The organism is Streptomyces sp. KM273126 (genome assembly GCF_004337435.2).
Classification (GTDB): domain Bacteria; phylum Actinomycetota; class Actinomycetes; order Streptomycetales; family Streptomycetaceae; genus Streptomyces; species Streptomyces acidicola.
In genome coordinates this window covers 496,866-520,773 of the sequence record NZ_SJXB02000002.1, presented here as the reverse complement: position 1 = coordinate 520,773, position 23,908 = coordinate 496,866, and the positions used below count along the sequence as shown (strand labels likewise).

Annotated in this window: 18 protein-coding genes; 8 read left to right on the top strand and 10 right to left on the bottom strand. The window is 71.6% G+C overall.

The features are described 5' to 3' along the window. Window positions 1–129 precede the first annotated feature (129 nt). Window positions 130–849, bottom strand: coding sequence for a VWA domain-containing protein (locus E0500_RS32895; RefSeq protein ID WP_131563430.1), 720 nt, complete (start codon window positions 847–849; stop codon window positions 130–132). A gap of 161 nt (window positions 850–1,010) precedes the next feature. On the opposite strand from E0500_RS32895, the gene E0500_RS32890 reads away from it, so the two are divergent. Both E0500_RS32890 and E0500_RS32885 read left to right on the top strand, forming a co-directional pair. Then, a complete protein-coding gene (locus E0500_RS32890; RefSeq protein WP_131563429.1) occupies window positions 1,011–1,943 on the top strand; it encodes a rhomboid family intramembrane serine protease in 933 nt (310 codons plus the stop codon). Window positions 1,944–1,989: 46 nt separating this feature from the next. Beyond that, window positions 1,990–2,901 (top strand): chitosanase, encoded by a 912-nt coding sequence (locus E0500_RS32885; protein ID WP_131563428.1) that lies wholly within the window; start codon window positions 1,990–1,992, stop codon window positions 2,899–2,901. Window positions 2,902–3,328: 427 nt separating this feature from the next. Here E0500_RS32885 and E0500_RS32880 read toward each other — a convergent pair whose 3' ends face one another. The 3 genes from E0500_RS32880 to E0500_RS32870 all read right to left on the bottom strand — a co-directional run bounded on the left by E0500_RS32880 (window position 3,329) and on the right by E0500_RS32870 (window position 10,532). Next, window positions 3,329–4,789 (bottom strand): glutamate synthase subunit beta, encoded by a 1,461-nt coding sequence (locus E0500_RS32880; protein WP_131563427.1) that lies wholly within the window; start codon window positions 4,787–4,789, stop codon window positions 3,329–3,331. Beyond that, on the bottom strand, window positions 4,782–9,425 hold the full coding sequence (gene gltB / locus E0500_RS32875; protein ID WP_131563426.1) for a glutamate synthase large subunit: 4,644 nt from the start codon (window positions 9,423–9,425) through the stop codon (window positions 4,782–4,784). Before gltB ends, E0500_RS32880 begins: the two co-directional genes overlap by 8 nt. Before the next feature lie 378 nt (window positions 9,426–9,803). Then, window positions 9,804–10,532: a VIT1/CCC1 transporter family protein gene (locus E0500_RS32870; protein WP_131563425.1), complete on the bottom strand. Its 729-nt coding sequence runs from the start codon at window positions 10,530–10,532 to the stop codon at window positions 9,804–9,806. Between the two features lie 412 nt (window positions 10,533–10,944). On the opposite strand from E0500_RS32870, the gene E0500_RS32865 reads away from it, so the two are divergent. From E0500_RS32865 to E0500_RS32840, 6 genes are read left to right on the top strand one after another with little or no spacing between them, the layout of a single operon-like run. Further along, a complete protein-coding gene (locus tag E0500_RS32865; protein WP_131563424.1) occupies window positions 10,945–12,048 on the top strand; it encodes an ADP-ribosylglycohydrolase family protein in 1,104 nt (367 codons plus the stop codon). After that, entirely contained in the window at window positions 12,045–13,358 is a 1,314-nt protein-coding gene (locus tag E0500_RS32860; protein ID WP_131563423.1) for an ADP-ribosylglycohydrolase family protein, read from the top strand. Before E0500_RS32865 ends, E0500_RS32860 begins: the two co-directional genes overlap by 4 nt. 7 nt (window positions 13,359–13,365) lie before the next feature. After that, the gene (locus tag E0500_RS32855; protein ID WP_131563422.1) at window positions 13,366–14,598 is read left to right on the top strand and encodes an ADP-ribosylglycohydrolase family protein; all 1,233 of its coding nucleotides are present in this window, start codon (window positions 13,366–13,368) and stop codon (window positions 14,596–14,598) included. After that, window positions 14,595–15,974: an ADP-ribosylglycohydrolase family protein gene (locus E0500_RS32850; protein ID WP_131563421.1), complete on the top strand. Its 1,380-nt coding sequence runs from the start codon at window positions 14,595–14,597 to the stop codon at window positions 15,972–15,974. Before E0500_RS32855 ends, E0500_RS32850 begins: the two co-directional genes overlap by 4 nt. Then, complete coding sequence (locus E0500_RS32845) at window positions 15,962–17,167, top strand: CaiB/BaiF CoA-transferase family protein (RefSeq protein WP_131563420.1); 1,206 nt, start codon at window positions 15,962–15,964, stop codon at window positions 17,165–17,167. The genes E0500_RS32850 and E0500_RS32845 overlap by 13 nt, the downstream gene beginning before the upstream one ends. Window positions 17,168–17,181: 14 nt before the next feature. Next, on the top strand, window positions 17,182–18,048 hold the full coding sequence (locus tag E0500_RS32840; protein ID WP_131563419.1) for a CoA ester lyase: 867 nt from the start codon (window positions 17,182–17,184) through the stop codon (window positions 18,046–18,048). A 343-nt stretch (window positions 18,049–18,391) separates the two neighbouring features. On the opposite strand, the gene lgt is transcribed toward E0500_RS32840, so the two are convergent. The 6 genes from lgt to trpC form a co-directional block, all read right to left on the bottom strand. Continuing rightward, window positions 18,392–19,426 carry a prolipoprotein diacylglyceryl transferase gene (gene lgt / locus E0500_RS32835; protein ID WP_165935105.1) on the bottom strand — a complete coding sequence of 345 codons (1,035 nt, stop codon included), beginning with the start codon at window positions 19,424–19,426 and terminating at the stop codon, window positions 18,392–18,394. A gap of 96 nt (window positions 19,427–19,522) precedes the next feature. Beyond that, complete coding sequence (locus tag E0500_RS32830; RefSeq protein ID WP_165935106.1) at window positions 19,523–20,299, bottom strand: thioredoxin domain-containing protein; 777 nt, start codon at window positions 20,297–20,299, stop codon at window positions 19,523–19,525. 151 nt (window positions 20,300–20,450) lie between these two features. Then, window positions 20,451–21,266: a tryptophan synthase subunit alpha gene (gene trpA / locus E0500_RS32825; RefSeq protein ID WP_131567386.1), complete on the bottom strand. Its 816-nt coding sequence runs from the start codon at window positions 21,264–21,266 to the stop codon at window positions 20,451–20,453. Continuing rightward, complete coding sequence (gene trpB / locus E0500_RS32820; RefSeq protein WP_131567388.1) at window positions 21,263–22,549, bottom strand: tryptophan synthase subunit beta; 1,287 nt, start codon at window positions 22,547–22,549, stop codon at window positions 21,263–21,265. Before trpB ends, trpA begins: the two co-directional genes overlap by 4 nt. Before the next feature lie 194 nt (window positions 22,550–22,743). Next, window positions 22,744–22,998: a tryptophan biosynthesis modulator TrpM gene (trpM, locus tag E0500_RS32815; protein WP_258573697.1), complete on the bottom strand. Its 255-nt coding sequence runs from the start codon at window positions 22,996–22,998 to the stop codon at window positions 22,744–22,746. Between the two features lie 8 nt (window positions 22,999–23,006). Further along, window positions 23,007–23,816: an indole-3-glycerol phosphate synthase TrpC gene (gene trpC / locus E0500_RS32810; protein WP_131567391.1), complete on the bottom strand. Its 810-nt coding sequence runs from the start codon at window positions 23,814–23,816 to the stop codon at window positions 23,007–23,009. Window positions 23,817–23,908 lie beyond the last annotated feature (92 nt).

Here is a 23,908-nt window from a genome sequence, read left to right as displayed (position 1 = left end):
TCGGCTGCCCTCAGGGTGGCACGCACGGCCGACGATGTAAATGGGGCCCTCTCCCCACTTCTGTCACACCGCTCACACGGCGAATCCTCGTGCGTGCTCACACCGCGATCCCGGGGCGCACTCAGGGCCCTACGCCACGATCCCCTGGGCCCGCGCCGCCACCAGCCACTTCGGGAACTCACCCACCAGCCGGTCGTACAGCTCCCCGTCGGAGACCTGCCCGGGATCCGAACCGGCGTGGAAGAAGCCGGCGTTGTCGACGACGCGCTTGCCCGGCACCGCCAGCTCGTCGAGCTTGCGCAGGAAGTCGAACTGCTTGCTGTCCGGGTCCCCGAAACCGATGAACTGCCAGAACAGCGGCAGCCGGGCCGCCTTGCACAGATACCGTTCCGCAGCGGGCTTGCTGATCGGCCCGCCGTCGGTCTGGAAGACGACCAGGGCGGGGTCCTGTGAACCGCTGTCGAGGTAGTGGTCGATGACGGCGTCCATGGCCAGGTGATAGCTGGTCTTCCCCATGTGACCGAGCCCGGCCACGATGCGCTCGATACGGCCCCGGTAGTCGGCGAGGGTGATGTCGGCGACGGCGTCGACGTCGGTGGAGAAGAAGACGACGGGTACGGTCCCGTCGTCGTCGAGGTGCGCGGACAGACCGAGCACGCGATCGGCGAGCGCCTGCACGCTGCCGTCCCGGAAGTACGGTCGCATCGACCCGGAGTGGTCGACGACGAGGTAGACGGCCGCCCGCTGCCCGTTCAGCCCGTGCTTCGCGAGACTGACACCGGCGGTCTTGTAGAGGCTGACGAGTGCGGGCGCGGTCTCCTCGACCTTGCTGAGGCTGATCGCGGCCATGCGGGCTCCTTCGGGGCTGGTACGGGACGCCGAGGCTATCGCCACACCACCCCCGTCCCTCACGCCGGTCACCGGTGTTCGCTATTTTGTTCGCCGCCGTATTTTGTTCGCCGCCGTCCCCACCGGCTCACCGTCAGACCCGCACCCACAAGGAGCCGGCAGTGGAACCCGATTCGCCGTCCGAGTCCGCCGTCACCACCTGCTACCGCCACCCCAAGGTGGAGTCCCACGTCCGCTGCACGCGGTGCGACCGGTACATCTGCCCGGACTGCATGCGGGAGGCGGCCGTCGGGCACCAGTGCGTGGAGTGCGTACGGGAGGGCGCCCGGTCGGTCCGGGAGGCGCGCACGGTGTTCGGCGGGCGTATCACCACGGGGCCGCTCGTGACGTACGCCCTCATCGCCCTGAACGTCCTCGCCTACCTGGCCGAGGTGGTCCGCCCGGAGATCCTGGACCGTTTCTCGATGCTGGGCGCGGGGCTGACGGGCCCGGACGGCGGTCACTACGTCTGGCAGGACACCTACCCCGCCGGCTTCGCGCCCGAGGGCGTCGTGAACGGCGAGTGGGACCGTCTGCTCACCGGCGCGTTCCTCCATCTGCCGCCCACGCAGGGCACGTTCGGGATCCTGCACATCGTGATGAACATGGTCACGCTGTGGAACGTGGGCCGGGTGGTGGAGTCGCAGCTCGGCCGCTCCCGCTACCTCGCCCTGTACGGGCTGTCCGCGCTGGGCGGCTCGGTCCTGGTCCTCCTCCTGGCACCCACCACGAGCACGGTGGGGGCGTCAGGGGCGCTCTTCGGGGTGAGCGCCGCGTACTACGTCCTGGCCCGCCGCCTCGGTGCCGACCCGGGGAGCGTCAACCGCTTCATGGCGGGCCTGCTCCTGTGGCTGGTCCTCTCCGCGGCGATCACCTCCTGGCAGGGCCACCTGGGCGGCCTGCTGACGGGCTCGGCGGTGGCCCTCGCCTTCGCGTACGCACCCCGCGGCGACCGCCGCACGCTGGTGCAGGCGGGGGCGTGCGTGGCGTTGCTGGCGGTACTGGTGCTTCTGGCGGTGGGGATGGCGTCGGCGTTGAAGAACGGAACGGCCTGAGGCACGGCAGCGGGAGACGCGGGACGACGCCCGAGACGCGCGGGGCCTGTTCGCCGCCGCCCCGCTCGTCATCACGGCGGCGGTCCACGTCTTCACGCCCGAGTCCTCGGCCCCGGACTCCCCAGGAAGCCTGGTGTCCGCGTCCCAGCAGGCCCGCCAGGACGCCAAGGCCAGGGCCGAGGCAAAGGCCGAACGCGAGGCCGAGGCCGAACGCGAGGCTGACGAGAAAGTGATCGCCGCGGCGCCCCCGGGCCTGGCCGCCCCCGACAAGAAGCAACTGGCCCAGAAACTGGTGGCGAGCGCCGAGAACTCGACCCTCGACTGGCGCACCACGTACGGCTCCATCGAGGATGCCGGAGACGGCTGCGGCTGCACCGCGGGCATCATCGGCCTCTGCACCGGCACCAACGACCTGCGCGTCCTGGTCGAGCGCCACACGAAGTCCCACCCGCACGACGGCCTCGCCGCGTATCTCCCCGCGCTGCGCGAGGTGGACGGCACGGACTCCCACGAAGGCCTCGCCCCCGGCTTCACCAAGGCCTGGCAGGCGGAGGCGAAGGCCCCGGCCTTCCGTAAGGCCCAGGACTCCGAACGCGACCGCGTCTACTTCGACCCCGCGGTCCGCCTCGCCGAACTCGACGGCCTGGGCACGCTCGGCCAGTTCGTGTACTACGACGCCATGGTCCACCACGGCCCCGGCACCGGCCCCGACGGCTTCTACGGCCTCCGCGAACGTGCCCTCCAGGAGGCGGACACGCCGGCGGAGGGCGGCCGCGAGAAGGTGTACCTGGATGTCTTCCTCGACATCCGCCGCACGTCCATGAAGTCCGCTGACCCCGACCTCGACACGACCCGCATCGATACGGCTCAGCGGCGGTTCGTTTACGACGGGAACCCGGAGTTGCGGACGCCGTTGGTGTGGCAGGTGTACGGGGAGACGTTCCGGGTGGCGGAGTAGCCACAGGGGTGTTTTCGCCCCCGCCGCCCCTACCCGTCCCATCCCTTCCCTGGGGGCTACCGCCCCCAGACCCCTGCTTGTCGGCCTGAACGGCCTCGTCCTCAAACGCCGGACGGGCTGGGTGGTGCCTGGCCTCGGCCGAAAACCCCCGGCGGAAGATCCCGGCCCCGCCGGGCAAGCTCCCAGCCCGGCCCGCACATTTCAGACCCTCCGGCGTTTGAGGAGCGGGGGTCTGGGGGCGGAGCCCCTTGGGGGCGAAGGGGCGGCGCCCCTGGGTACTACGGGACGGGTAAGGGCGGCGCGGGCGAAGAAATGCGGCGCCCACCCAACGTCCGGTCGGGGACAAGGGGTGGGCGTCGCGTGTTCCGTACGCCGTTGTACGGGACGTATATGAGTGACCGTCAGGTCACCGTTCTCGTGCGGGCTCTCAGACCATCAGCGCCCGGTCCATGGGCCGGATCGGTGCCGGCAGGTCGCTCGCGCCCGTGAGGAAGCGGTCCACCCCGCGCGCCGCCGAGCGGCCCTCCGCGATGGCCCAGACGATGAGCGACTGGCCGCGGCCGGCGTCGCCCGCCACGAACACGCCCGGCACGTTGGTCCGGAAGTCGGCGTCGCGGGCGATGTTGCCCCGCTCGTCGAGGTCCAGGCCGAACTGGTCGACGAGACCGTTCTCGCGGTCCGTGCCCGTGAAGCCCATCGCCAGCGTCACCAGCTGGGCGGGAATCCGGCGCTCCGTGCCCGGCTTCTGGGTCAGCTTGCCGTCGACGAACTCGACCTCGATGAGGTGCAGCCACTGGACGTTGCCGTCCTCGTCGCCCTCGAAGTGGGTGGTCGAGACGGAGTAGAGGCGCTCGCCACCCTCCTCGTGGGCCGAGGTTACCTTGTAGAGCATCGGGAAGGTCGGCCACGGCTGGTGCCCGGCACGCTCCTCACCCGGCCTCGGCATGATCTCCAGCTGGGTCACCGAGGCCGCGCCCTGGCGGTGGGCCGTGCCCACGCAGTCCGCGCCCGTGTCACCGCCGCCGATCACGACGACGTGCTTGCCCTCGGCCGAGATCGGGGGCGCCACGTAGTCGCCCTCCTGCACCTTGTTGGCCAGGGGCAGGTACTCCATCGCCTGGTAGACGCCCTTGAGCTCGCGTCCGGGGACGGGGAGGTCACGGGCCGTCGTGGCGCCCGCGGCGATCACGACCGCGTCGTACCGCTTGCGCAGGTCCGTCGCCTTGAGGTCGCGGCCGATCTCGATGCCGGTGCGGAAGCGGGTGCCCTCCGCGCGCATCTGCTCGATACGGCGGTTGATGTGCCGCTTCTCCATCTTGAACTCGGGGATGCCGTAGCGGAGGAGGCCGCCGACACGGTCCGCGCGCTCGTACACCGCGACCGTGTGACCGGCCCGGGTCAGCTGCTGGGCGGCAGCGAGACCCGCGGGACCGGACCCGACGACCGCGACCGTCTTGCCGGAAAGGCGCTCGGGCGCCTGCGGGGCGACGTCGCCGGTCTCCCACGCCTGGTCGATGATCGAGACCTCGACGTTCTTGATGGTGACCGCAGGCTGGTTGATGCCGAGCACGCAGGCCGACTCGCACGGAGCGGGGCACAGACGGCCCGTGAACTCCGGGAAGTTGTTCGTCGCGTGCAGGCGCTCCGACGCGGCCGCCCAGTCCTCGCGGTACGCGTAGTCGTTCCACTCCGGGATCAGGTTCCCCAGCGGGCAGCCGTTGTGACAGAACGGGATGCCGCAGTCCATGCAGCGCGAGGCCTGCTTGGAGATGATCGGGAGCAGCGAACCGGGGACGTAGACCTCGTTCCAGTCCTTGACGCGCTCGCCGACCGGGCGGGACGTGGCGACCTCGCGGCCGTGGTTCAGGAAGCCCTTGGGATCAGCCATTGGTCGCCGCCTCCATCATCTTCTCGGTGATCTCGGTCTCGGAGAGACCAGCTCGCTCGGCGGCGTCCTTGGCGGCGAGCACTGCCTTGTACGTGCTGGGGATGATCTTGCTGAAGCGTTCCACGGCCGCGTCCCAGTCCGCGAGCAGCTTCTCGGCGACCGTCGAGCCGGTCTCCTCGGCATGGCGGCGCACCACGTCGTGCAGCCGCTGCTTGTCGGTGTCGTCCAGGGCCTCGATCGCGCCCAGGTTGCCGACGTTGACGTTGTCGCGGTTCAGGTCGATCACATACGCGATGCCGCCGGACATGCCGGCCGCGAAGTTACGGCCCGTCTCGCCGAGGACCACCGCGTGGCCGCCGGTCATGTACTCGCAGCCGTGGTCGCCCACACCCTCGGACACCACCAGGGCGCCGGAGTTGCGGACGCAGAACCGCTCGCCCGTACGGCCGCGCAGGAACAGCTCGCCACCGGTCGCGCCGTACGCGATGGTGTTGCCCGCGATCGTCGAGTACTCGGCGAGGTGCTCGGCGCCCCGGTCGGGACGGACGATCACCCGGCCGCCGGAGAGGCCCTTGCCGACGTAGTCGTTGGCGTCGCCCTCCAGGCGCAGCGTCACACCGCGCGGCAGGAAGGCGCCGAACGACTGGCCCGCCGAGCCCGTGAAGGTGATGTCGATCGTGTCGTCGGGCAGACCGGCCCCGCCGAACTTCTTCGTCACCTCGTGGCCGAGCATGGTGCCGACCGTGCGGTTGATGTTGCGGACCTTGACCTGGGCGCGCACCGGCTGGGCGTCCGTCGCGTCCGAAGCGGACAGCGCGTCCGCCGCGAGCTTGATCAGCTCGTTGTCGAGCGCCTTCTCCAGACCGTGGTCCTGCGGGACGATCCGGTGGCGCACCGCACCCTCGGGCAGGGCGGGCACGTGGAACAGCGGCTCCAGGTCCAGGCCCTGCGCCTTCCAGTGGTCGACCGCGCGGGTCACGTCGAGCGCCTCGGCATGGCCGACGGCCTCCTCGATGGAGCGGAAGCCCAGCTCGGCGAGGACCTCGCGGACCTCCTCGGCGATGAACTGGAAGAAGTTCACGACGTACTCGGCCTTGCCGGTGAACCTCTCCCGCAGGGTCGGGTTCTGGGTGGCGATGCCGACCGGGCAGGTGTCCAGGTGGCAGACGCGCATCATGACGCAGCCGGAGACAACGAGCGGCGCGGTCGCGAAACCGAACTCCTCGGCGCCGAGCAGCGCGGCGATGACCACGTCACGGCCGGTCTTCAGCTGGCCGTCGGTCTGCACGACGATACGGTCGCGCAGGCCGTTGAGCAGCAGCGTCTGCTGGGTCTCGGCGAGGCCGAGCTCCCAGGGACCGCCCGCGTGCTTGAGCGAGGTCAGCGGGGAGGCACCCGTACCACCGTCGTGACCCGAGATCAGTACGACGTCCGCGTGCGCCTTGGAGACACCCGCGGCGACCGTACCGACGCCGACCTCCGAGACCAGCTTCACGTGAATCCGCGCCTGCGGGTTCGCGTTCTTCAGGTCGTGGATCAGCTGGGCCAGGTCCTCGATGGAGTAGATGTCGTGGTGCGGCGGCGGGGAGATGAGCCCCACACCCGGCGTGGAGTGCCGGGTCTTCGCCACCCACGGGTACACCTTGTGGCCGGGCAGCTGGCCGCCCTCTCCGGGCTTGGCTCCCTGGGCCATCTTGATCTGGATGTCGTCCGCGTTGACGAGGTACTCGGACGTCACGCCGAAGCGGCCGGACGCGACCTGCTTGATGCTCGACCGGCGCGCCGGGTCGTACAGGCGCTCCGGGTCCTCGCCGCCCTCACCGGTGTTGGACTTGCCGCCCAGTTGGTTCATGGCGATGGCGAGCGTCTCGTGCGCCTCGCGGGAGATCGAGCCGTACGACATGGCGCCGGTCGAGAAGCGCTTGACGATCTCGGAGACCGGCTCGACCTCATCGATGGAGATCGGCCCGCGGTCCTTCTTGAAGCCGAACAGGCCGCGCAGCGTCATCAGACGCTCGGACTGCTCGTTCACGCGCTCGGTGTACTTCTTGAAGATGTCGTAGCGGCCCGCACGCGTGGAGTGCTGGAGGCGGAAGACCGTCTCCGGGTCGAACAGGTGCGGCTCACCCTCGCGGCGCCACTGGTACTCGCCGCCGATCTCCAGCGCGCGGTGCGCCGGGGCGATGCCGGAGGCCGGGTACGCCTTGGCGTGGCGGGCGGCGACCTCCTTGGCGATGACGTCGATGCCGACGCCGCCGATCTTGGTGGCCGTGCCGTTGAAGTACTTCTCCACGAAGGCGTCGTCGAGACCGACGGCCTCGAAGACCTGGGCACCGCGGTAGGAGGCCACGGTGGAGATGCCCATCTTGGACATGACCTTCAGGACGCCCTTGCCGAGGGCGTAGATGAGGTTGCGGATCGCCTTCTCGGACTCGATGTCCGACAGGAACGTCCCCGCGCGGACGAGGTCCTCGACGGACTCCATCGCGAGGTACGGGTTCACGGCCGCGGCGCCGAAGCCGATGAGCAGCGCGACGTGGTGGACCTCGCGGACGTCACCGGCCTCGACCAGCAGACCGACGTGGGTCCGCTCCTTGGTGCGGATGAGGTGGTGGTGGACGGCCGCGGTGAGCAGCAGCGACGGGATGGGCGCGTGCTCGGCGTCCGAGTGGCGGTCGGAGAGGACGATGAGGCGGGCGCCGTTGTCGATGGCGGCGTCGGCCTCGGCACAGATCTCCTCGATGCGGGCGGCCAGCGCCTCACCGCCGCCGCTCACCCGGTACAGGCCCGAGAGGGTCGCGGCCTTCATGCCGGGCATGTCGCCGTCGGCGTTGATGTGGATGAGCTTGGCCAGCTCGTCGTTGTCGATCACCGGGAAGGGCAGGGTGACCGACCGGCAGGACGCGGCCGTGGGCTCCAGCAGGTTGCCCTGCGGGCCCAGCGAGGAGCGCAGCGAGGTGACGAGCTCCTCGCGGATGGCGTCCAGCGGCGGGTTGGTGACCTGCGCGAACAGCTGGGTGAAGTAGTCGAAGAGCAGCCGGGGGCGCTCGGACAGGGCCGCGATCGGCGAGTCCGTGCCCATGGAGCCGATCGGCTCGGCGCCGGCCTTGGCCATCGGCGCGAGGAGGACGCGCAGCTCCTCCTCGGTGTACCCGAAGGTCTGCTGACGGCGGGTGACCGAGGCGTGGGTGTGCACGATGTGCTCGCGCTCGGGCAGGTCGGACAGCTCGATCTCGCCGGCCTCGAGCCACTCCGCGTACGGGTTCTCCGCGGCGAGCTGGGCCTTGATCTCGTCGTCCTCGATGATGCGGTGCTCGGCGGTGTCGACGAGGAACATACGGCCGGGCTGCAGGCGGCCCTTGCGGACGACCTTGGACGGGTCGATGTCGAGGACGCCGACCTCGGAGCCGAGGACGACGAGCCCCTCGTCGGTGACCCAGTAACGGCCGGGGCGCAGACCGTTGCGGTCCAGCACGGCACCGACCTGGGAGCCGTCGGTGAAGGTGACGCAGGCCGGGCCGTCCCAGGGCTCCATCATCGTGGAGTGGTACTGGTAGAAGGCGCGCCGGGCGGGGTCCATGGAGTCGTGGTTCTCCCACGCCTCCGGGATCATCATCAGCACGGAGTGCGGGAGCGAGCGGCCGCCGAGGTGGAGCAGCTCCAGGACCTCGTCGAAGGAGGCGGAGTCGGACGCCTCGGGCGTACAGATCGGGAAGATCCGCTCCAGCGTCTCCTGCGGTCCGCCGCGTCCGTTGTCGGCAGAGCCGCCGCGTCCGTTGTCGGCAGAGCCGAACAGGCTGGAGACCAGCTGGGACTCGCGGGCGCGCATCCAGTTGCGGTTGCCCTTGACCGTGTTGATCTCGCCGTTGTGCGCGATGAAGCGGTACGGGTGGGCGAGCGGCCAGCTCGGGAAGGTGTTGGTCGAGAAGCGCGAGTGGACCAGCGCGATGGCCGACGCGAACCGGCGGTCGGACAGGTCCGGGAAGAAGGGCTCCAGCTGACCGGTGGTGAGCATGCCCTTGTAGACGATGGTCCGCGCGGACAGCGACGGGAAGTAGACGTCGGCCTCGCGCTCGGCGCGCTTGCGCAGCACGAACGCCTTGCGGTCGAGGTCGATGCCCTTGCTCGCGCCGTCGGTCACGAAGACCTGGCGGAAGGCGGGCATCGTGGAGCGGGCGGTGGCGCCGAGGAGCTCGGGGGCGACCGGCACCTCGCGCCAGCCGAGGACGGTCAGGCCCTCGTCGGCGGCGATCGTCTCGATCCGCGAGACGGCGTCCTCGGTCCCGTTCTCCGGGAGGAAGGCGATGCCGACCGCGTAGGCGCCGGCCTCGGGCAGCTTGAATCCGGCCACCTCGCGGAAGAAGGCGTCGGGTACCTGGGAGAGGATTCCGGCGCCGTCGCCGGAGTCGGGCTCGGAGCCGGTGGCACCCCGGTGCTCCAGGTTGCGCAGAACCGTAAGGGCCTGTTCGACCAGGGTATGGGACGCCTCGCCGGTGAGGGTCGCGACAAAGCCGACGCCGCACGCGTCATGCTCGTTGCGGGGGTCGTACATTCCCTGCGCAGCAGGGCGAGCATCCATGAAGGACCACTTCTGGCCATTCGTGGAGTGCTGGGACGGCTGGCGCGGCGTACGCATCGGCTCTCCCGTCGTCGTCAGTGGCATATAGCAGGTGCCGAGGGACGACGCTGGCCCTCTGCTCAAAATTTCGTGCAGGTTACATGATGGAACGGTTCTCGGGAACCGGGACAGTTCGTTCCAACATGCGGGACGCCGCTGGCGCGCGGCGCGGGTACCGCGCGCGGCGGCGGAATCAGGGGGAGCCGGACGAACAGATCAATGTCCGTCGGCTCGGGATGTGCAGAGGAAGGCGTCGCCCACCACAGAGTGCGGAGCGAGCGTCGTTGCCCGCGGCGCTTACGGCTCATGCCCAGCGGTTAAGCATTCGAAACCGTCTGGTAACGACTACTTATGCGGCCCGTCGCATAAGTAGAGAACCGACCCAGAGCCGCCCCATCATAGGGCCGCACCGAACAAACTGCCCAGAGCGTACGTCACACCCGCCGCGGCACCACCGAGCGCGAGCTGCCGCAGCCCGCTGAACCACCAGCTCCGTGCCGTCACCCTGGCCACGACGGCACCGCATCCGAAGAGCCCGGCGAGCGCCACCAGCACGGCGGGCCACAGGGTCGTCGCACCGAGCAGGTAGGGCAGCACGGGGAGCAGGGCGCCCAGGGCGAAGGAGCCGAAGGACGAGACGGCGGCGACGGTCGGCGAGGGCAGGTCTCCGGGGTCGATGCCCAGTTCCTCACGGGCATGGATCTCCAGAGCCTGCTCGGGATCGTGCGACAACTGCCTGGCGACCTTGCGGGCGAGCTCCGGCTCGACGCCACGGCTGACGTAGAGCGCGGCGAGCTCCTGCTCCTCGTCCTCCGGATGCTTCCTCAGCTCCCGCCGCTCGACGTCGAGTTCGGCCTCGACGAGATCGCGCTGCGAGGCGACCGAGGTGTACTCCCCGGCGGCCATGGAGAAGGCCCCCGCGGCGAGCCCCGCGAGCCCGGTGAGGATGATCGCCTGCTGACCGACGGACCCGCCGGCGACACCGGTCATGAGGGCCAGGTTGGACACGAGCCCGTCCATCGCCCCGAAGACGGCGGGACGCAACCAGCCACCGTTCACATCCCGGTGCGTGTGATTGTCCCGGTGCGCCTCGTGCAGCGTCGCCGCGGTTTCGATGATGGTCACGATTCGGGTCCCCCTCGGATGCTGTCGGCTGCCTTCAGCCCTCTTCAACACCCGAACGTACGCGCGGAAAATCGCTCCTGCCAGCAAGGAAGGCCGTACTTACCTGCCGCATCTCAGCATGCGGGCCGGTGGTTTCAAGGCATCACACGCCGTCTCCCGCTCATTCGTACAGGGTTCCGCACAGATGTCGACCGGGTGATTGGCGGGGATTACGGAAGCCGGTGGGGCGCAGCGTGTGGCAAAGATCCGAAGAGCGGATCAACTACTCGCAGCTAAGCGGTGCCGGGGACGTACGAGTGCGTTCCCGCGTCGTCCGGTGCGTGCTCTCGGCGTCGCCAGGGTGCGTGGCCGGGCGGCACGGGGGCGCACCGGGACTTCCCTGGGGCCGCTCAGTCCCTCAGAGAGGCATCGTATGGCTGCCATCGCCTGCACTCCCTCGGTCCCGGCGCCCGGGGACGCCGCCGACCTGCGCGAGCGGGCGCGCGGCGCGCTGCTCGGGCTCGCCGTCGGGGACGCGCTCGGCGCACCCGCCGAGAACATGAAGCCGTCGGAGATCCGTGCGCGCTGGGGCCGGATCACGGGGTACGTGACCGAGCGCCCCTGCGGCACGGACGACACCGAGTACGCGATCTTCTCCGGGCTCCTGCTGGCCCGGCACGGGTCGGCACTCACGGTCGCCCACGTGGAGTCGGCCTGGCACCAGTGGATCGCGGACCGCGACGAGGGCCCGTTCCGCGGTGCGGGCTTCAGCGAGCGCGGCACGCTGGAGAACCTGCGCCGGGGCCTCGCGGCACCGATCTCGGCCCAGCACCGGCACGCGTGGAGCGACGGGCTGGCCATAAGGGCCGCGCCCTTCGGTGTCTTCGCAGCCGGCCGCCCGGCGGAAGCGGCCCGACTGGTCGCCATCGACGGTTCGGTGAGCCACGACGGCGAGGGCATCTACGGCGGCCAGGCGGTCGCGGCGGGCGTGGCGGCCGCGATGGCCGGCGCCTCGACGATCGCCGTGGTCGCCTCGGCCCTGGCGGTCGTCCCGGACGACTCCTGGACCGCCCGCTCCCTGCGCCGGGCGGTGGCGGCCGCCCATCTCGGCGAGCGCGCGGTCCGCTCCGCCGTGGTGATCGGCGGCTACCCCTGGACGGACCTGGCACCGGAAGCCGTAGCCCTGGCCTTCGGCGCGTACGCGGCGGCCGACGGCGACTTCACGGAGTCGGTCCTCACGGCCGTCAACATGGGGCGCGACGCCGACACGACGGCGGCCGTGGCGGGCGCGCTGGCCGGCGCCACCCGGGGCGTCTCGGCGATCCCGGGGGCCTGGGCGGCGGCGATCGGCCCGGCGCGGGGCAGCTGCCTGCCCTCGATGGAGGGCCACCACGTCCTGGACATCGCGGAGTTGCTGACCCCGGACGAGTCCCCCAAGTGGGCGCCCGGACTGCTGCCGGGCCTCCCGCCGGACGACGGCCCGAGCGCGGAGCGGGACGCCGTGCTCACCACGGACGAGAACGAGGTACGACCGTGAAGGCACTCGCGCCCTGGACCGAGAAAACAGCCGAAGCCCCGCTCGGACCCGCAGCCGCCGACGACGAGAACACCCCACAGGGGCCACTCGCACCCGAAGACGAAAGCGGCACGGGCAGTGCGGGTGGGAAACAAAACCCGGCCGCAGGCGAAGCCGAGGCCGAGGCCGACACCACGGCGCACTCCCCGGAGGGCAGTCGCATCCAGGGCCTCCTCCTCGGGCTCGCCGCCGGCGACGCCGCCGGCTGGCCCGCCGCCCGGCACCGGGCCGCCCGGATGCCGGAGTGGACACGGCGACTCACCCGCGAACTGGACACGTTCGCCGAGCAGAACGCGACGACCACGCTGCCCGTACCCATCGCGCTCAACCAGCCGCCGGAACCGCTCAGACTCGGGCCCTCCGACGACGCGGAGTGGGCGGTGTTCGCGGCGGAGGCCGTGCTGCGGGCCGGGGACTGCGGTGCGCTCGGCGACCTCAGCCGGGCCCGGCGGATGCGCGCCGCGATCGACCTGTCCTGGAACGCCGTCGCCAGCGAGGTCGCGGCCGCCGCCGAGCGGGCACCCGAGGTCGAGTCGGCCGTCCTGCCGCTGCGCGCCCGCATCTCGGTGCGCGCCGGACTCGGCAACCTCGCCGCCGGACTGCGGCCGCCCGCCACGGGCCACGACAATCCGCACTACTTCGACGACGCCGCCTGTGTACGGGCCTGTGTGCTCGCCATCGCCCACACCGGGGACCCCGAACTCGCCGCCGAGCTCGCCGAGTTCGACGCGCGCTACACACAGGACGGCGACGGCGTGCACGGCGCCCGCGCCATGGGCGCCGCGCTCGCGCTCGCGCTCGACGGCGCGGACGTGGACGCCTGTGTGGCGGCGGCGCTCGCGGAGCTTCCGGCGGAGACGGAGATCGGCCGCAACGCCCGGCACGCGGTGCGCCTCGCCCAGGACCACGCAAGCGAAGGAACATTCGCTCTCGTGCCGCTCCTGGAACACCAGATCGTCGACCACGTCTACAGCTACGGCATCGCGGCCGCCGAGACCGTCCCCGTCGCCCTGGCCCTCGCCACCGCCGCCCGCGGCCGGATCGCCGAGGCCGTACCCGCCGCCGCCTGCCTGTCCCGTGTCGCCGACTCCGCCCCCGCCCTCGCCGGCGCCCTGACCGGCGCGCTCGGCGGCGACGCCGCCATCCCGGCCACATGGCGGGACGCCTGCCGCACCCTCTCCGGCTGCGCGCTGCCCCGCCTCACCGGTACGGATCTCGTACACCTCGCCGAACTCCTCGCAGCCACGGAACTGGCCACCCCAGGTGAATGATTCGGACATGAAGCGCCATTCAGATACGACTCGCACACACGAAACTCCGAACACTCCGAAGATTCCGAACAATCCAAACACTCCGAACGAACGGGAAGAGAGCCCGGCCTTGGACGAACGCATCACCCGCGCCCTGGTCGGCGCGGCCGTCGGGGACGCCCTCGGGGGCCCCGTCGAGGGCTACTCCCCCGAGCAGATCACCGAACGCCACGGCGGCCGCGTGCACGGCGTCGTCGGCCCCTGGAACGGCGACAACTGGCGCACGGCCCGCCCCATCGCCCCGTACCACAAGGGCGACGGACACGTCACCGACGACACCCTCATGACCCACGCGCTGGTCCGCGTGTACGCCACGGTCCGCGACCACCTCGACGCGTACGCCGTCGCCGACCACCTGGTCCCCGACCTGATGACGACCCCGCGCTGGATCCCCGAACTCCAGGCGGAGGCACTGCCGTTGCTGCGGATCTTCCTCGCGGAGAAGTGGCTGGTGGCCCGCCTCCACTACGGCCATGTCGACCCGCGCGAGGCCGGCGTCGGCAACATCGTCAACTGCGGTGCCGCGATGTACATGGCGCCGGTCGGCCTGGTCAACGCGGCCAATCCGCGGGGCGCGTACGCCGAGGCGCTCGACGTGGCGGGCGCCCACCAGTCGTCGTACGGCAGGGAGGCGGCCGGGGTGTTCGCGGCGGCCGTGGCGGCCGCGTGCGCGCCGGGCGCGACCCCGGACTCGGTGGTCGCGGCCTGTCTGTCCCTGGCCAAGGACGGAACACGGGCCGCGATCGAGACGGTCTGCGAAGTGGCGTCCCGTTACGCGGACTTCGAGTCGGCGCTCACGCCCCTGCGCAAGGCGGTGACGCCGTACGACACGGTGGGCCCCGACTACCGCTCCCCCTCCCTGGGCGCCCGCCGGCCCTCCCGACTCCACGCCATCGAGGAACTCCCCGTCGCGCTGGGCATGTTGGTGGTGGCGCGCGGCGACTACCGGCACGCCGTGCTCGGCTCGGTGAACTACGGCCGCGACTGCGACTCCATCGCCACGATGTCCGGTGCCCTCGCGGGCGCGCTCGGCTCGGAGGTCCCCGCCGACTGGGCGAAGCAGGTCGCGGAGGCCAGCCGTCTGGACCTGCACGCCCCGGCGGCGGTTCTCGCGGAGGTGGCGCGCGAGGTCTTCGAACGGGACGTACGGCGCCGGAGGGCGCACGAGGATGCCTTCGCGCCCCTGGCGGCCGGGCGGTGACCGCCCTGCGCCTGACCTGGGTACAGCCTGAGGACCTCCTCGGGCACGAACTGCGGCAGGCCGCCCAGGACGGCCGCGAGCCGTCGGCGGTCGCGGCGCGCTGGACCGCGGCCGGGGGCCCGGCGGCCCCGCCCCGCGACGGCGCGTCACCGGAGCCCGTGTCGCCGTACCTGCGGCTGCTCGCCGAGGACCTGCTGGACGAACTGGCCGATCTGCCCAGCGGGTTGCGGGACATGGAGCCGACGGAGCTCGACGGGATCCGCGCCCTGTGCCCCGAGTGGCCGACCACGGGGGACGGGCACGTCCCGGCCGGCCACCTCGCCCGCCTGGAGGCCGCGTGGCTCGGCCGGGCCGCGGGCTGCCTCCTCGGCAAACCCGTGGAGAAGCTCCCCCTGCACGCCATCCGCGGGCTCGCCCGGGCCACCGGCAACTGGCCCCTGAGTACCTGGTTCACCGCACTGGGCCTGCCCGCCGACCTCGCGGCAGCCCACCCCTGGAACCGCCGCTCGGCCGCCACCTCCCTCGCCGAGAACATCGACGGCATGCCCGAGGACGACGACCTCAACTACCCCCTCCTCAACCTGCTGTTGATGCAGCGCCACGGCCCCGGCTTCACCACCGCCGACGTGGCCCGGCTCTGGCTCGACGAACTGCCCGCGGGCCGCACCTTCACCGCCGAACGCGTCGCCTACCGCAACCTCCTCAGCGGCATCGCCCCACCGCGCACGGCCCGCCACCGCAACCCGTTCCGCGAGTGGATCGGCGCCCTCATCCGCGCCGACGTCCACGGCTGGACCCACCCGGGCGACCCCGCGGCCGCGGCCGAACAGGCCCACCGCGACGCGGTCCTCACCCACACGGCGAACGGCGTCTACGCGGCCATGTTCGCCGCCGCCACCATCGCCGAGGCCGCCGCCGGAACCCACGACGTCCACCACTGCCTGCGCACCGGACTGCGGGTCGTACCCCCCGGCTCCCGCCTCGCCCGGGCAATTCACCACGCAATCCAACTGGCCCAGGACCACAGGGACTTCGACACGGTGGTCGACCGACTCCACCTCACCCACGCCGACTACCACTGGGTCCACGCCGTCCCCAACACCGCGCTGCTCGCCGCCGCCCTCACCCACGCGGCCGGCGACTTCACCGGCTCCATCTGCCGTGCGGTGTCGGGTGGCCTGGACACCGACTCGGTCGGCGCGACGGCGGGCAGCGTCGCGGGCCTCCTCACCGGCGACCCCACCGGCCTGCCCCAGCGCTGGACCCAGCCCCTGAAGAACCGTCTGGCCACCTCCGTCGCCGACTTCAACGGCATCGGCTTCGACGCCCTCGCCCAGCTCACCCTCCGGGAGACGACCCCTCGATGCACGAAGTGAACGCGACGCCCGCACCGCTGTCCGGCCTCCGCGTCCTCGACCTCGCGACCCTCTTCGCCGGCCCGCTGGCCGCCACGATGCTCGGCGACTTCGGCGCGGAGGTCATCAAGGTCGAGCATCCGCGCCGACCGGACCCGTCCCGGGGCCACGGCCCGTCGAAGGACGGCGTGGGCCTGTGGTGGAAGCTCCTCGGCCGCAACAAGCGCACGATGGCCCTGGACCTGTCCAAGCCGGGCGGCCGGACGACACTGCTGCGGCTCGCCGCGACCGCCGACGTGATCATCGAGAACTTCCGCCCGGGCACCCTGGAGAAATGGGGCCTCGGCTGGAGCGACCTCTCGGCCGCGAACCCCCGTCTGGTGCTCGCCCGCGTCACCGGCTTCGGCCAGTACGGCCCGTACGCGCGCCGCCCGGGCTTCGGTACCCTCGCGGAGGCGATGAGCGGTTTCGCCGCGATCACCGGCGAACCGGACGCCCCGCCGACGCTCCCGCCGTTCGGCCTGGCCGACTCCATCGCGGGCCTGACGACGGCATACGCGGTGATGACGGCCCTCACCGCCCGCGAGCGCACGGGCGAGGGCCAGGTGGTCGACATGGCGATCATCGAACCGATCCTCACGGTCCTGGGCCCGCAGCCCCTCTGGTACGACCAGTTGGGCCACGTCCAGCCCCGTACGGGCAACCGCACCCAGAACAACGCGCCCCGCAACACCTACCGCACGGCGGACGACCGCTGGGTCGCGATCTCGACCTCGGCCCAGTCGGTGGCCGAGCGGGTGATGCGGCTGGTGGGCCGCCCCGAACTGACCACCGAACCGTGGTTCGCGACGGGCACGGGCCGGGCCCGCCACGCGGACGTCCTCGACGAGGCGGTGGGAACGTGGATCGCCCGCCACACCCAGGAGGAGGTCACCGAGGCCTTCGAGAAGGCGGAGGCGGCGGTGGCCCCCATCCAGGACGTACGGGACGTGATGCGGGACCCCCAGTACGAGGCGCTCGACACCATCACGACCGTCGACGACCCCGAACTGGGCCCTCTCCGCATGCAGAACATCCTCTTCCGCCTGTCCTCCACCCCCGGCGCGATCCGCTGGGCGGGCCGGCCGCACGGCGCGGACACGGAGGCTGTCCTCACTGAGCTCGGCCTGACGGACACGGACCTCGCCGACCTGCGTGCGGAAGGCGCCCTGTGACTCCGACGCCCCCTGTGACTCCTACGCCTCCCACGCCCCCCACGCCGACGGAGGCCTACCCCCTGACCTGGCTGTACGTCCCCGGCGACCGCCCGGAGGTGGTCTCCAAGGCCCTCGCCTCCGGCGCGGACGTGGTCGTCGTCGACCTGGAGGACGCGGTTGCCCCGGACCGCAAGGAGTACGCGCGCAGGGCCACCGCCGACCTGCTCGCCGACCCCCCGCCAGTTCCGGTCCACGTCCGCGTGAACGCCCTGAACACCCCGCCCGCGGCGGCCGACCTCACCGCCCTGGCCCCACTCCCCGGCCTCTCGGGCCTGCGCCTGCCCAAGGTGACGTCCCCCGCGCAGGTCGTCCACGTGGCGGAGGAGTCCGCCCCCGCCGAGGGCGGAGCGATGCCCCTGTACGCCCTCCTGGAAACGGCCCTCGGCGTGGAACAGGCCTACATCGTCGCCACCGCCCACCCGGCGCTCAAGGGCATCGCCCTCGGCGAGACCGACCTCCGGGCCGAACTGGGCGTACGGTCCGACACGGCGCTGGACTGGCCCCGTTCCCGGGTCGTGCTGGCCGCCCGGGCCGCTTCCCTCCCGCCTCCCGCCCAGTCGATCTACCCGGACACCAGGGACCTCGACGGCCTGGCCCATTCCTGCGCCCACGGCCGCGCCCTCGGCTTCCTCGGCCGCACGGCCATCCACCCCCGCCAGCTTCCCGTCATCGAACGGGCGTACCTGCCGACGCGGGAGGAAATCGAGTCGGCCGAGGAGGTCCTCGCGGCCGCCGCCGAGGAGCCCGGCGCCCAGGCTCTCCCGAACGGCTGCTTCGTCGACGCGGCGGTCGTGGCCTCCGCCCACCGCACGCTCTCCCTCGCGCAGAGAGCCACGTAGGCCCCTACCCGTCCCATCCCTTCCCTGGGGACTGCCGCCCCCAGACCCCCGCATCGGCCTGAACGGCCTCGTCCTCAAACGCCGGACGGGCTGGAAATCCAGCCCCGGCCGGCAAATCCAGCCCCTCCGGCGTTTGAGGAGCGGGGTCCGGGGGCCGGCCCCCGAAACAGGGTCCGGGGCGGAGCCCCACAGCCCCGGAGGTCCAGGGGGCACCGCTCCCTCAGTCGGGTTCGAAGGGGCGGAGCCCCTGGGGATGGGACGGGTAGGGGCGGCGGGGGCGAAAACGTGAGGGGCGCCGCATCCACCTGGATGCGGCGCCCCTCAGACGTACGTACCGTCGAGGTCAGCTCTTCTTGGCCGACTCGGTCTCGGGCTCCTTCTCGGGCTCGCTGCCCGTGGGCTCCTCGGCGGCCGCCTTGTCCGGCTTCTCATTGGATTTGGACTCGGACTCGGGCTCGGACTCGTCGGGCTTCGACTCGTCGGACTTGTCCGACGGCTCCGTGACGGCCACCTTCTTCTCGGGCTCCGCCGCCTCACCCTCAGCCCCGTCGGAGGCACCCGGTTCCACGATCTCCTCGCGCCCAGGCCGCATTCGCGCCGAGAGGACGATGTAGACCACCGCGAGCAGGAAGACGAACATCGCGGTCCAGTTGTTGAGCCGCAGACCGAGGATGTGGTGGGCGTCGTCGACGCGCATGTACTCGATCCAGAAGCGGCCTACGCAGTACGCCGCGACGTAGAGCGCGAACGCCCGCCCGTGCCCGAGCTTGAAGCGCCGGCCGGCCCAGATGACCAGGAGCGCGACGCCGATGCACCACAGGGACTCGTAGAGGAAGGTCGGGTGGTACGTGCCCGGGACCCGGCCGTCCGTCGAGGACGTGATCTTCACGGCCCAGGGGAGGTCCGTGGGGCGCCCGTACAGCTCCTGGTTGAACCAGTTGCCCCACCGCCCGATCGCCTGCGCGAAGGCGATGCCGGGCGCGACGGCGTCCGCGTACGCGGGCAGCGGGATGCCGCGGCGGCGGCAGCCGATCCACGCACCCACCGCTCCGAGCGCGATCGCGCCCCAGATGCCGAGACCGCCCTCCCACACCTTGAAGGCGTCCACCCAGTCACGGCCCTCGCTGAAGTACAGCTCGTAGTCCGTGATCACGTGGTACAGCCGTCCGCCGACGAGGCCGAACGGCACGGCCCAGACCGCGATGTCGGCCACTGTGCCGGCCCGCCCGCCGCGGGCGATCCAGCGTTTGTTACCGAGCCAGACGGCCACGAAGACGCCGATGATGATGCAGAACGCGTAGCCGCGCAGCGGCACGGGGCCCAGGTACAGCACCCCGCGCGACGGGCTCGGAATGAAGGCAAGCTCAACAAGGTCCATGGCAAGGTCGACGCTACCCTGCCGGACAGGTACCACGGCAACCCGCCCGGCTACGGCTCCATAACGCCACCCCCGTCAGACCACGGCGGGCGGGCCTCACCCGCCATTCTTCGCCTCCACCATCTGCTTCAGCTTCGCCGGGGTCAGAGACTGGTCCTGGTAGATGTTCTTGCCGTCGAGGAGCACGGTCGGGGTGCCCCCGAAATCGCCCTTCTGGAAGGCCTCGTTCGACTTCACGGCCCAGCCGTTGTGCGTGCCGTCCTCGACGCACCGGCGGAAGGCGGGCGTGTCCAGCCCGTCGACCTTCTTCGCCAGCTCGACCAGCTTGGCGTCCTTGGCGAAGGCGTCCTCCGTCTCGGGGGGCTGGTTCTTGTACAGCACGTCGTGGTACGCGGGGAACTTGCCCGCGTCCTGGGCGCACGCGGCGGCGTTGGCGGCGTTCTTCGAACCGCTGCCGCCCATGTTTCCGTCGATCAGTGTCGCCAGGCGGTACTCGACCTTGAGCTTTCCGGCGTCCGTGAGCCGGTGGATCGTGGAGCGGTAGGTGTCCTCGAAGGACTTGCACGCCGGGCAGCGGAAGTCCTCCCACACCGTGAGGGTCGCCTTGGCTCCGTCCTTGCCGACGGGGATCACCAGGCCGTTCTTGCCCTGCGCTCCCGAGGGCCCCACGACCGGGCCCGAGGCTTCGTCCGCGCCGTCCTTGCCGGCGTTCGCGGCGAGGGCGCCGATCCCCGCGGCCAGGCCCAGGACGCATACCACGGAGGCCCCCACGACCAGTACGCGGCGGCGCCTCTCCGCGGTCTTCTGCTTCTCTCGCTCCGCCGCCAGCCTCTCCCGGGCGGTGCGCTTTCCCTCACGATTCTTCTCGCTCACATCCGGCAGAACGAACCGGGGAGACGCAGAGCGCCTCCCCGGCCCCAGGTCCACTCGTTCGAGTGAGCGGATTGTCCGTCACGTGCGCGAACGGCTGTGTGTCACGGCCGCGTGCGACACCGGCCCCACGCGCTGTCCCTCGCCCTGCCCGTCACGCCGTCCCGCGCACGCCCTGGGCGAGCTCACCCGCCAGGGTCCGTACGGCTTCCAGTCCGGCGGCCTCGTCCGGGGCGTCCAGCATCCGCTTCACGAAGGCGGAGCCGACGATCACCCCGTCGGCGAAGCCGGCGACCTCGGCGGCCTGCCTGGCGTTGGATACACCGAGCCCGACGCAGACGGGCAGCTCGGTGGTGGCCCTGGTGCGCTGGACCAGGTCCTGTGCCTGGGCGCCCACCGACTCGCGGGTTCCCGTGACGCCCATCAGCGAGGCCGCGTAGACGAAGCCGGAGCCCGCCGCGGTGATCTCGGCGAGCCGGGCGTCCTTGCTGCTGGGCGCGACCACGAAGACCGTGGCGAGCCCGTGCTTCTCGGCGTGTTCCTTCCAGAGGGCGGACTCCTGGACGGGGAGGTCGGGCAGGATGCACCCGGCCCCTCCGGCCTCGGCGAGCTCGGCGGTGAAGCGCTCCACCCCGTACCGGTCGATGGGATTCCAGTACGTCATCACGAGCACCGGCTTCCCGGTCGCCTCGTAGGCCTCCCGGACCGTGCGCATCACGTCGGCGATCCTGACGCCGCCCCGCAGGGCGATGTCGTCGGCGGTCTGGATGACGGGCCCGTCGAGGACGGGGTCGCTGTGCGGCAGGCCCACCTCGACGACGTCGGCACCGCCCTCGAAGACGGCCTTGATCGCGGCGATGCCCCCGTCGACGGTCGGGAATCCGGCCGGGAGGTACGCGATGAGAGCGGACCGTCCCTCGGCCCTGGCGGCCGCCAGGGTGTCACTCAGCAGCTGGACGTTGCCGCTCACTTGGCGTCCCCCTCGATCTCGGCGGCGCCGCCGTCGGCGTCCGCGGCAACGGTGGCGTCGGTGTCGTACAGGCCGAAGTACCGGGCGGCCGTGTCCATGTCCTTGTCGCCGCGGCCGGACAGGTTGACGACGATCAGCCCGTCCTTGCCCAGCTCCCGGCCGACCTCCAGGGCACCGGCGAGCGCGTGGGCGCTCTCGATGGCCGGGATGATCCCCTCGGTGCGCGACAGCAGGCGCAGTGCCTGCATCGCGGCGTCGTCGGTGACCGCGCGGTACTCGCCGCGGCCGCTGTCCTTGAGGTAGGAGTGCTCGGGGCCGATGCCGGGGTAGTCCAGCCCGGCCGAGATCGAGTACGGCTCGGTGATCTGCCCTTCCTCGTCCTGCAGGACGTACGACCGCGACCCGTGCAGAATCCCGGGCTCACCCGCGGTCAGGGTCGCGGCGTGCTCCCCGGTCTCGACGCCGTGCCCGGCGGGCTCGCACCCGATGAGGCGTACGGAGGTGTCGGGGATGAAGTCGTGGAAGAGCCCGATGGCGTTGGAACCGCCCCCCACGCAGGCGACGGCGGCATCGGGAAGGCGCCCGGCGCGCTCCAGCAGCTGGCGCCGTGCCTCGACGCCGATGACGCGGTGGAAGTCACGCACCATGGCGGGGAAGGGGTGGGGTCCCGCGACGGTCCCGAACAGGTAGTGGGTGTGATCGACGTTGGCGACCCAGTCGCGGAAGGCCTCGTTGATGGCGTCCTTGAGCGTCCTGCTGCCGGACTTCACGGCGATGACCTCGGCGCCGAGCATGCGCATGCGCGCCACGTTGAGGGCCTGCCGCCGGGTGTCGATCTCGCCCATGTAGATGGTGCATTCGAGCCCGAACAGGGCGCACGCGGTCGCCGTCGCCACGCCGTGCTGTCCGGCACCGGTCTCGGCGATGACGCGCGTCTTGCCCATGCGCCGGGTGAGCAGCGCCTGACCGAGCACGTTGTTGATCTTGTGGGATCCGGTGTGGTTGAGGTCTTCCCTCTTCAGGAACACGCGGGCGCCGCCGGCGTGTTCGGCGAACCTCGGCACCTCGGTGAGTGCGCTCGGCCGCCCGGTGTAGTGCACGAGCAGGTCGTCGAGCTCGCGGGCGAACTCGGGATCGGCCTTCGCCTTGTCGTACTCCACGGCGACCTCGTCCACGGCGGCGACCAGTGCCTCCGGGATGAACTTGCCGCCGTACGCGCCGAAGTACCCCTCGGCGCTGGGAACCCGGCCCTCGGGGTCGGGGATGAAGAACTCGCTGGACATGCGGTTACCTCGCAGGGGCTTGAGCCCCGGTTACAGGTCGGACATGGTCACGGTATCCATGTACGCGCACTCTCCGTCGGGGTCGGTTGCGAGCCGACGACAGCGAGAAACAGCCCTCTCGGCCCACGTGGAGCCGGTCACCCGGTTCCCGATGGTGAGGACGAGCCCGGATGCCCGGGCCGACCGACGTCGGCTCAGCCCATCCGCAGAGTGAACGCGCGTACGGGCCCGGGCCATCGCATTCCGTTGACCTGACCGGGCTCGTCACCGATGACGTAGCGGACGCGGCGACCGTGGACGCGCCGCGCGGGCGCCCGGCAGCCACGCGGCCGGCAGCCGCGGGCCAGGCGGGCGTAGGGGTCGGCCGAGCGTGCGCAGGCCAGGGCGACGGCGCCGGTCGAGCGCGGGCTCGTCCGGGGTCGTCGGGCCGATGCGCGGCGAACGGCCATGGTGGGTGTCAGCCCCTGCCCTGCCGCAGCGCGGGGTGGGCGCCCGCGGCCACGAGGTCCGAGACCGCCGTCTTCGGGTCGCGTCCGGTCACCAGGGACTCGCCCACGAGCACGGCGTCGGCGCCGGCGTTGGCGTACGCGATGAGGTCGTGCGGGCCGCGGACACCGGACTCGGCGATCTTGACGATGCTGTCGGGGATCTCGGGGGCGATCCGCTCGAACGTGGAGCGGTCGACCTCCAGGGTCTTCAGGTTGCGGGCGTTGACGCCGATCACCTTCGCGCCCGCGTCCACCGCCCGCTCGATCTCCTCCTCGTCGTGCACCTCGACGAGCGGTGTGAGCCCGATGGACACGGCACGCTCGACGAGGGACTCCAGGGCGGGCTGGTCGAGGGCCGCGACGATCAGCAGGGCCAGGTCGGCGCCGTACGCCCGGGCCTCCCACAGCTGGTACGAGGTGACGATGAAGTCCTTGCGGAGGACGGGGATGTCGACGCGGGCCCGGACCGCCTCCAGGTCCGCCAGCGAGCCGCCGAAGCGGCGCTGCTCGGTGAGGACGGAGATGACCGCCGCGCCGCCCGCCTCGTAGTCGGCGGCCAGTCCCGCCGGGTCGGCGATCGCGGCCAGCGCGCCCTTGGAGGGGCTGGAGCGCTTGACCTCGCAGATCACCTTCACGCCGTCACCGCGCAGCGCGGCCACGCCGTCCTTGGCCGCCGGGGCCTTCACCACGCGCTCCCTGAGCTCGTCGAGGCTGACGCGCGCCTGCCGCTCCGCGAGGTCGGCACGGACTCCGTCGATGATCTCGTCGAGCACACTCACGCGAGCGGCCCCCTTCCTGACGGTGGGCGGTTGAAGCGGTTCGAGCAGTTCAAGCTGTTCGGGGTCACTGCGATGGTATCCGCAGGAAGGCG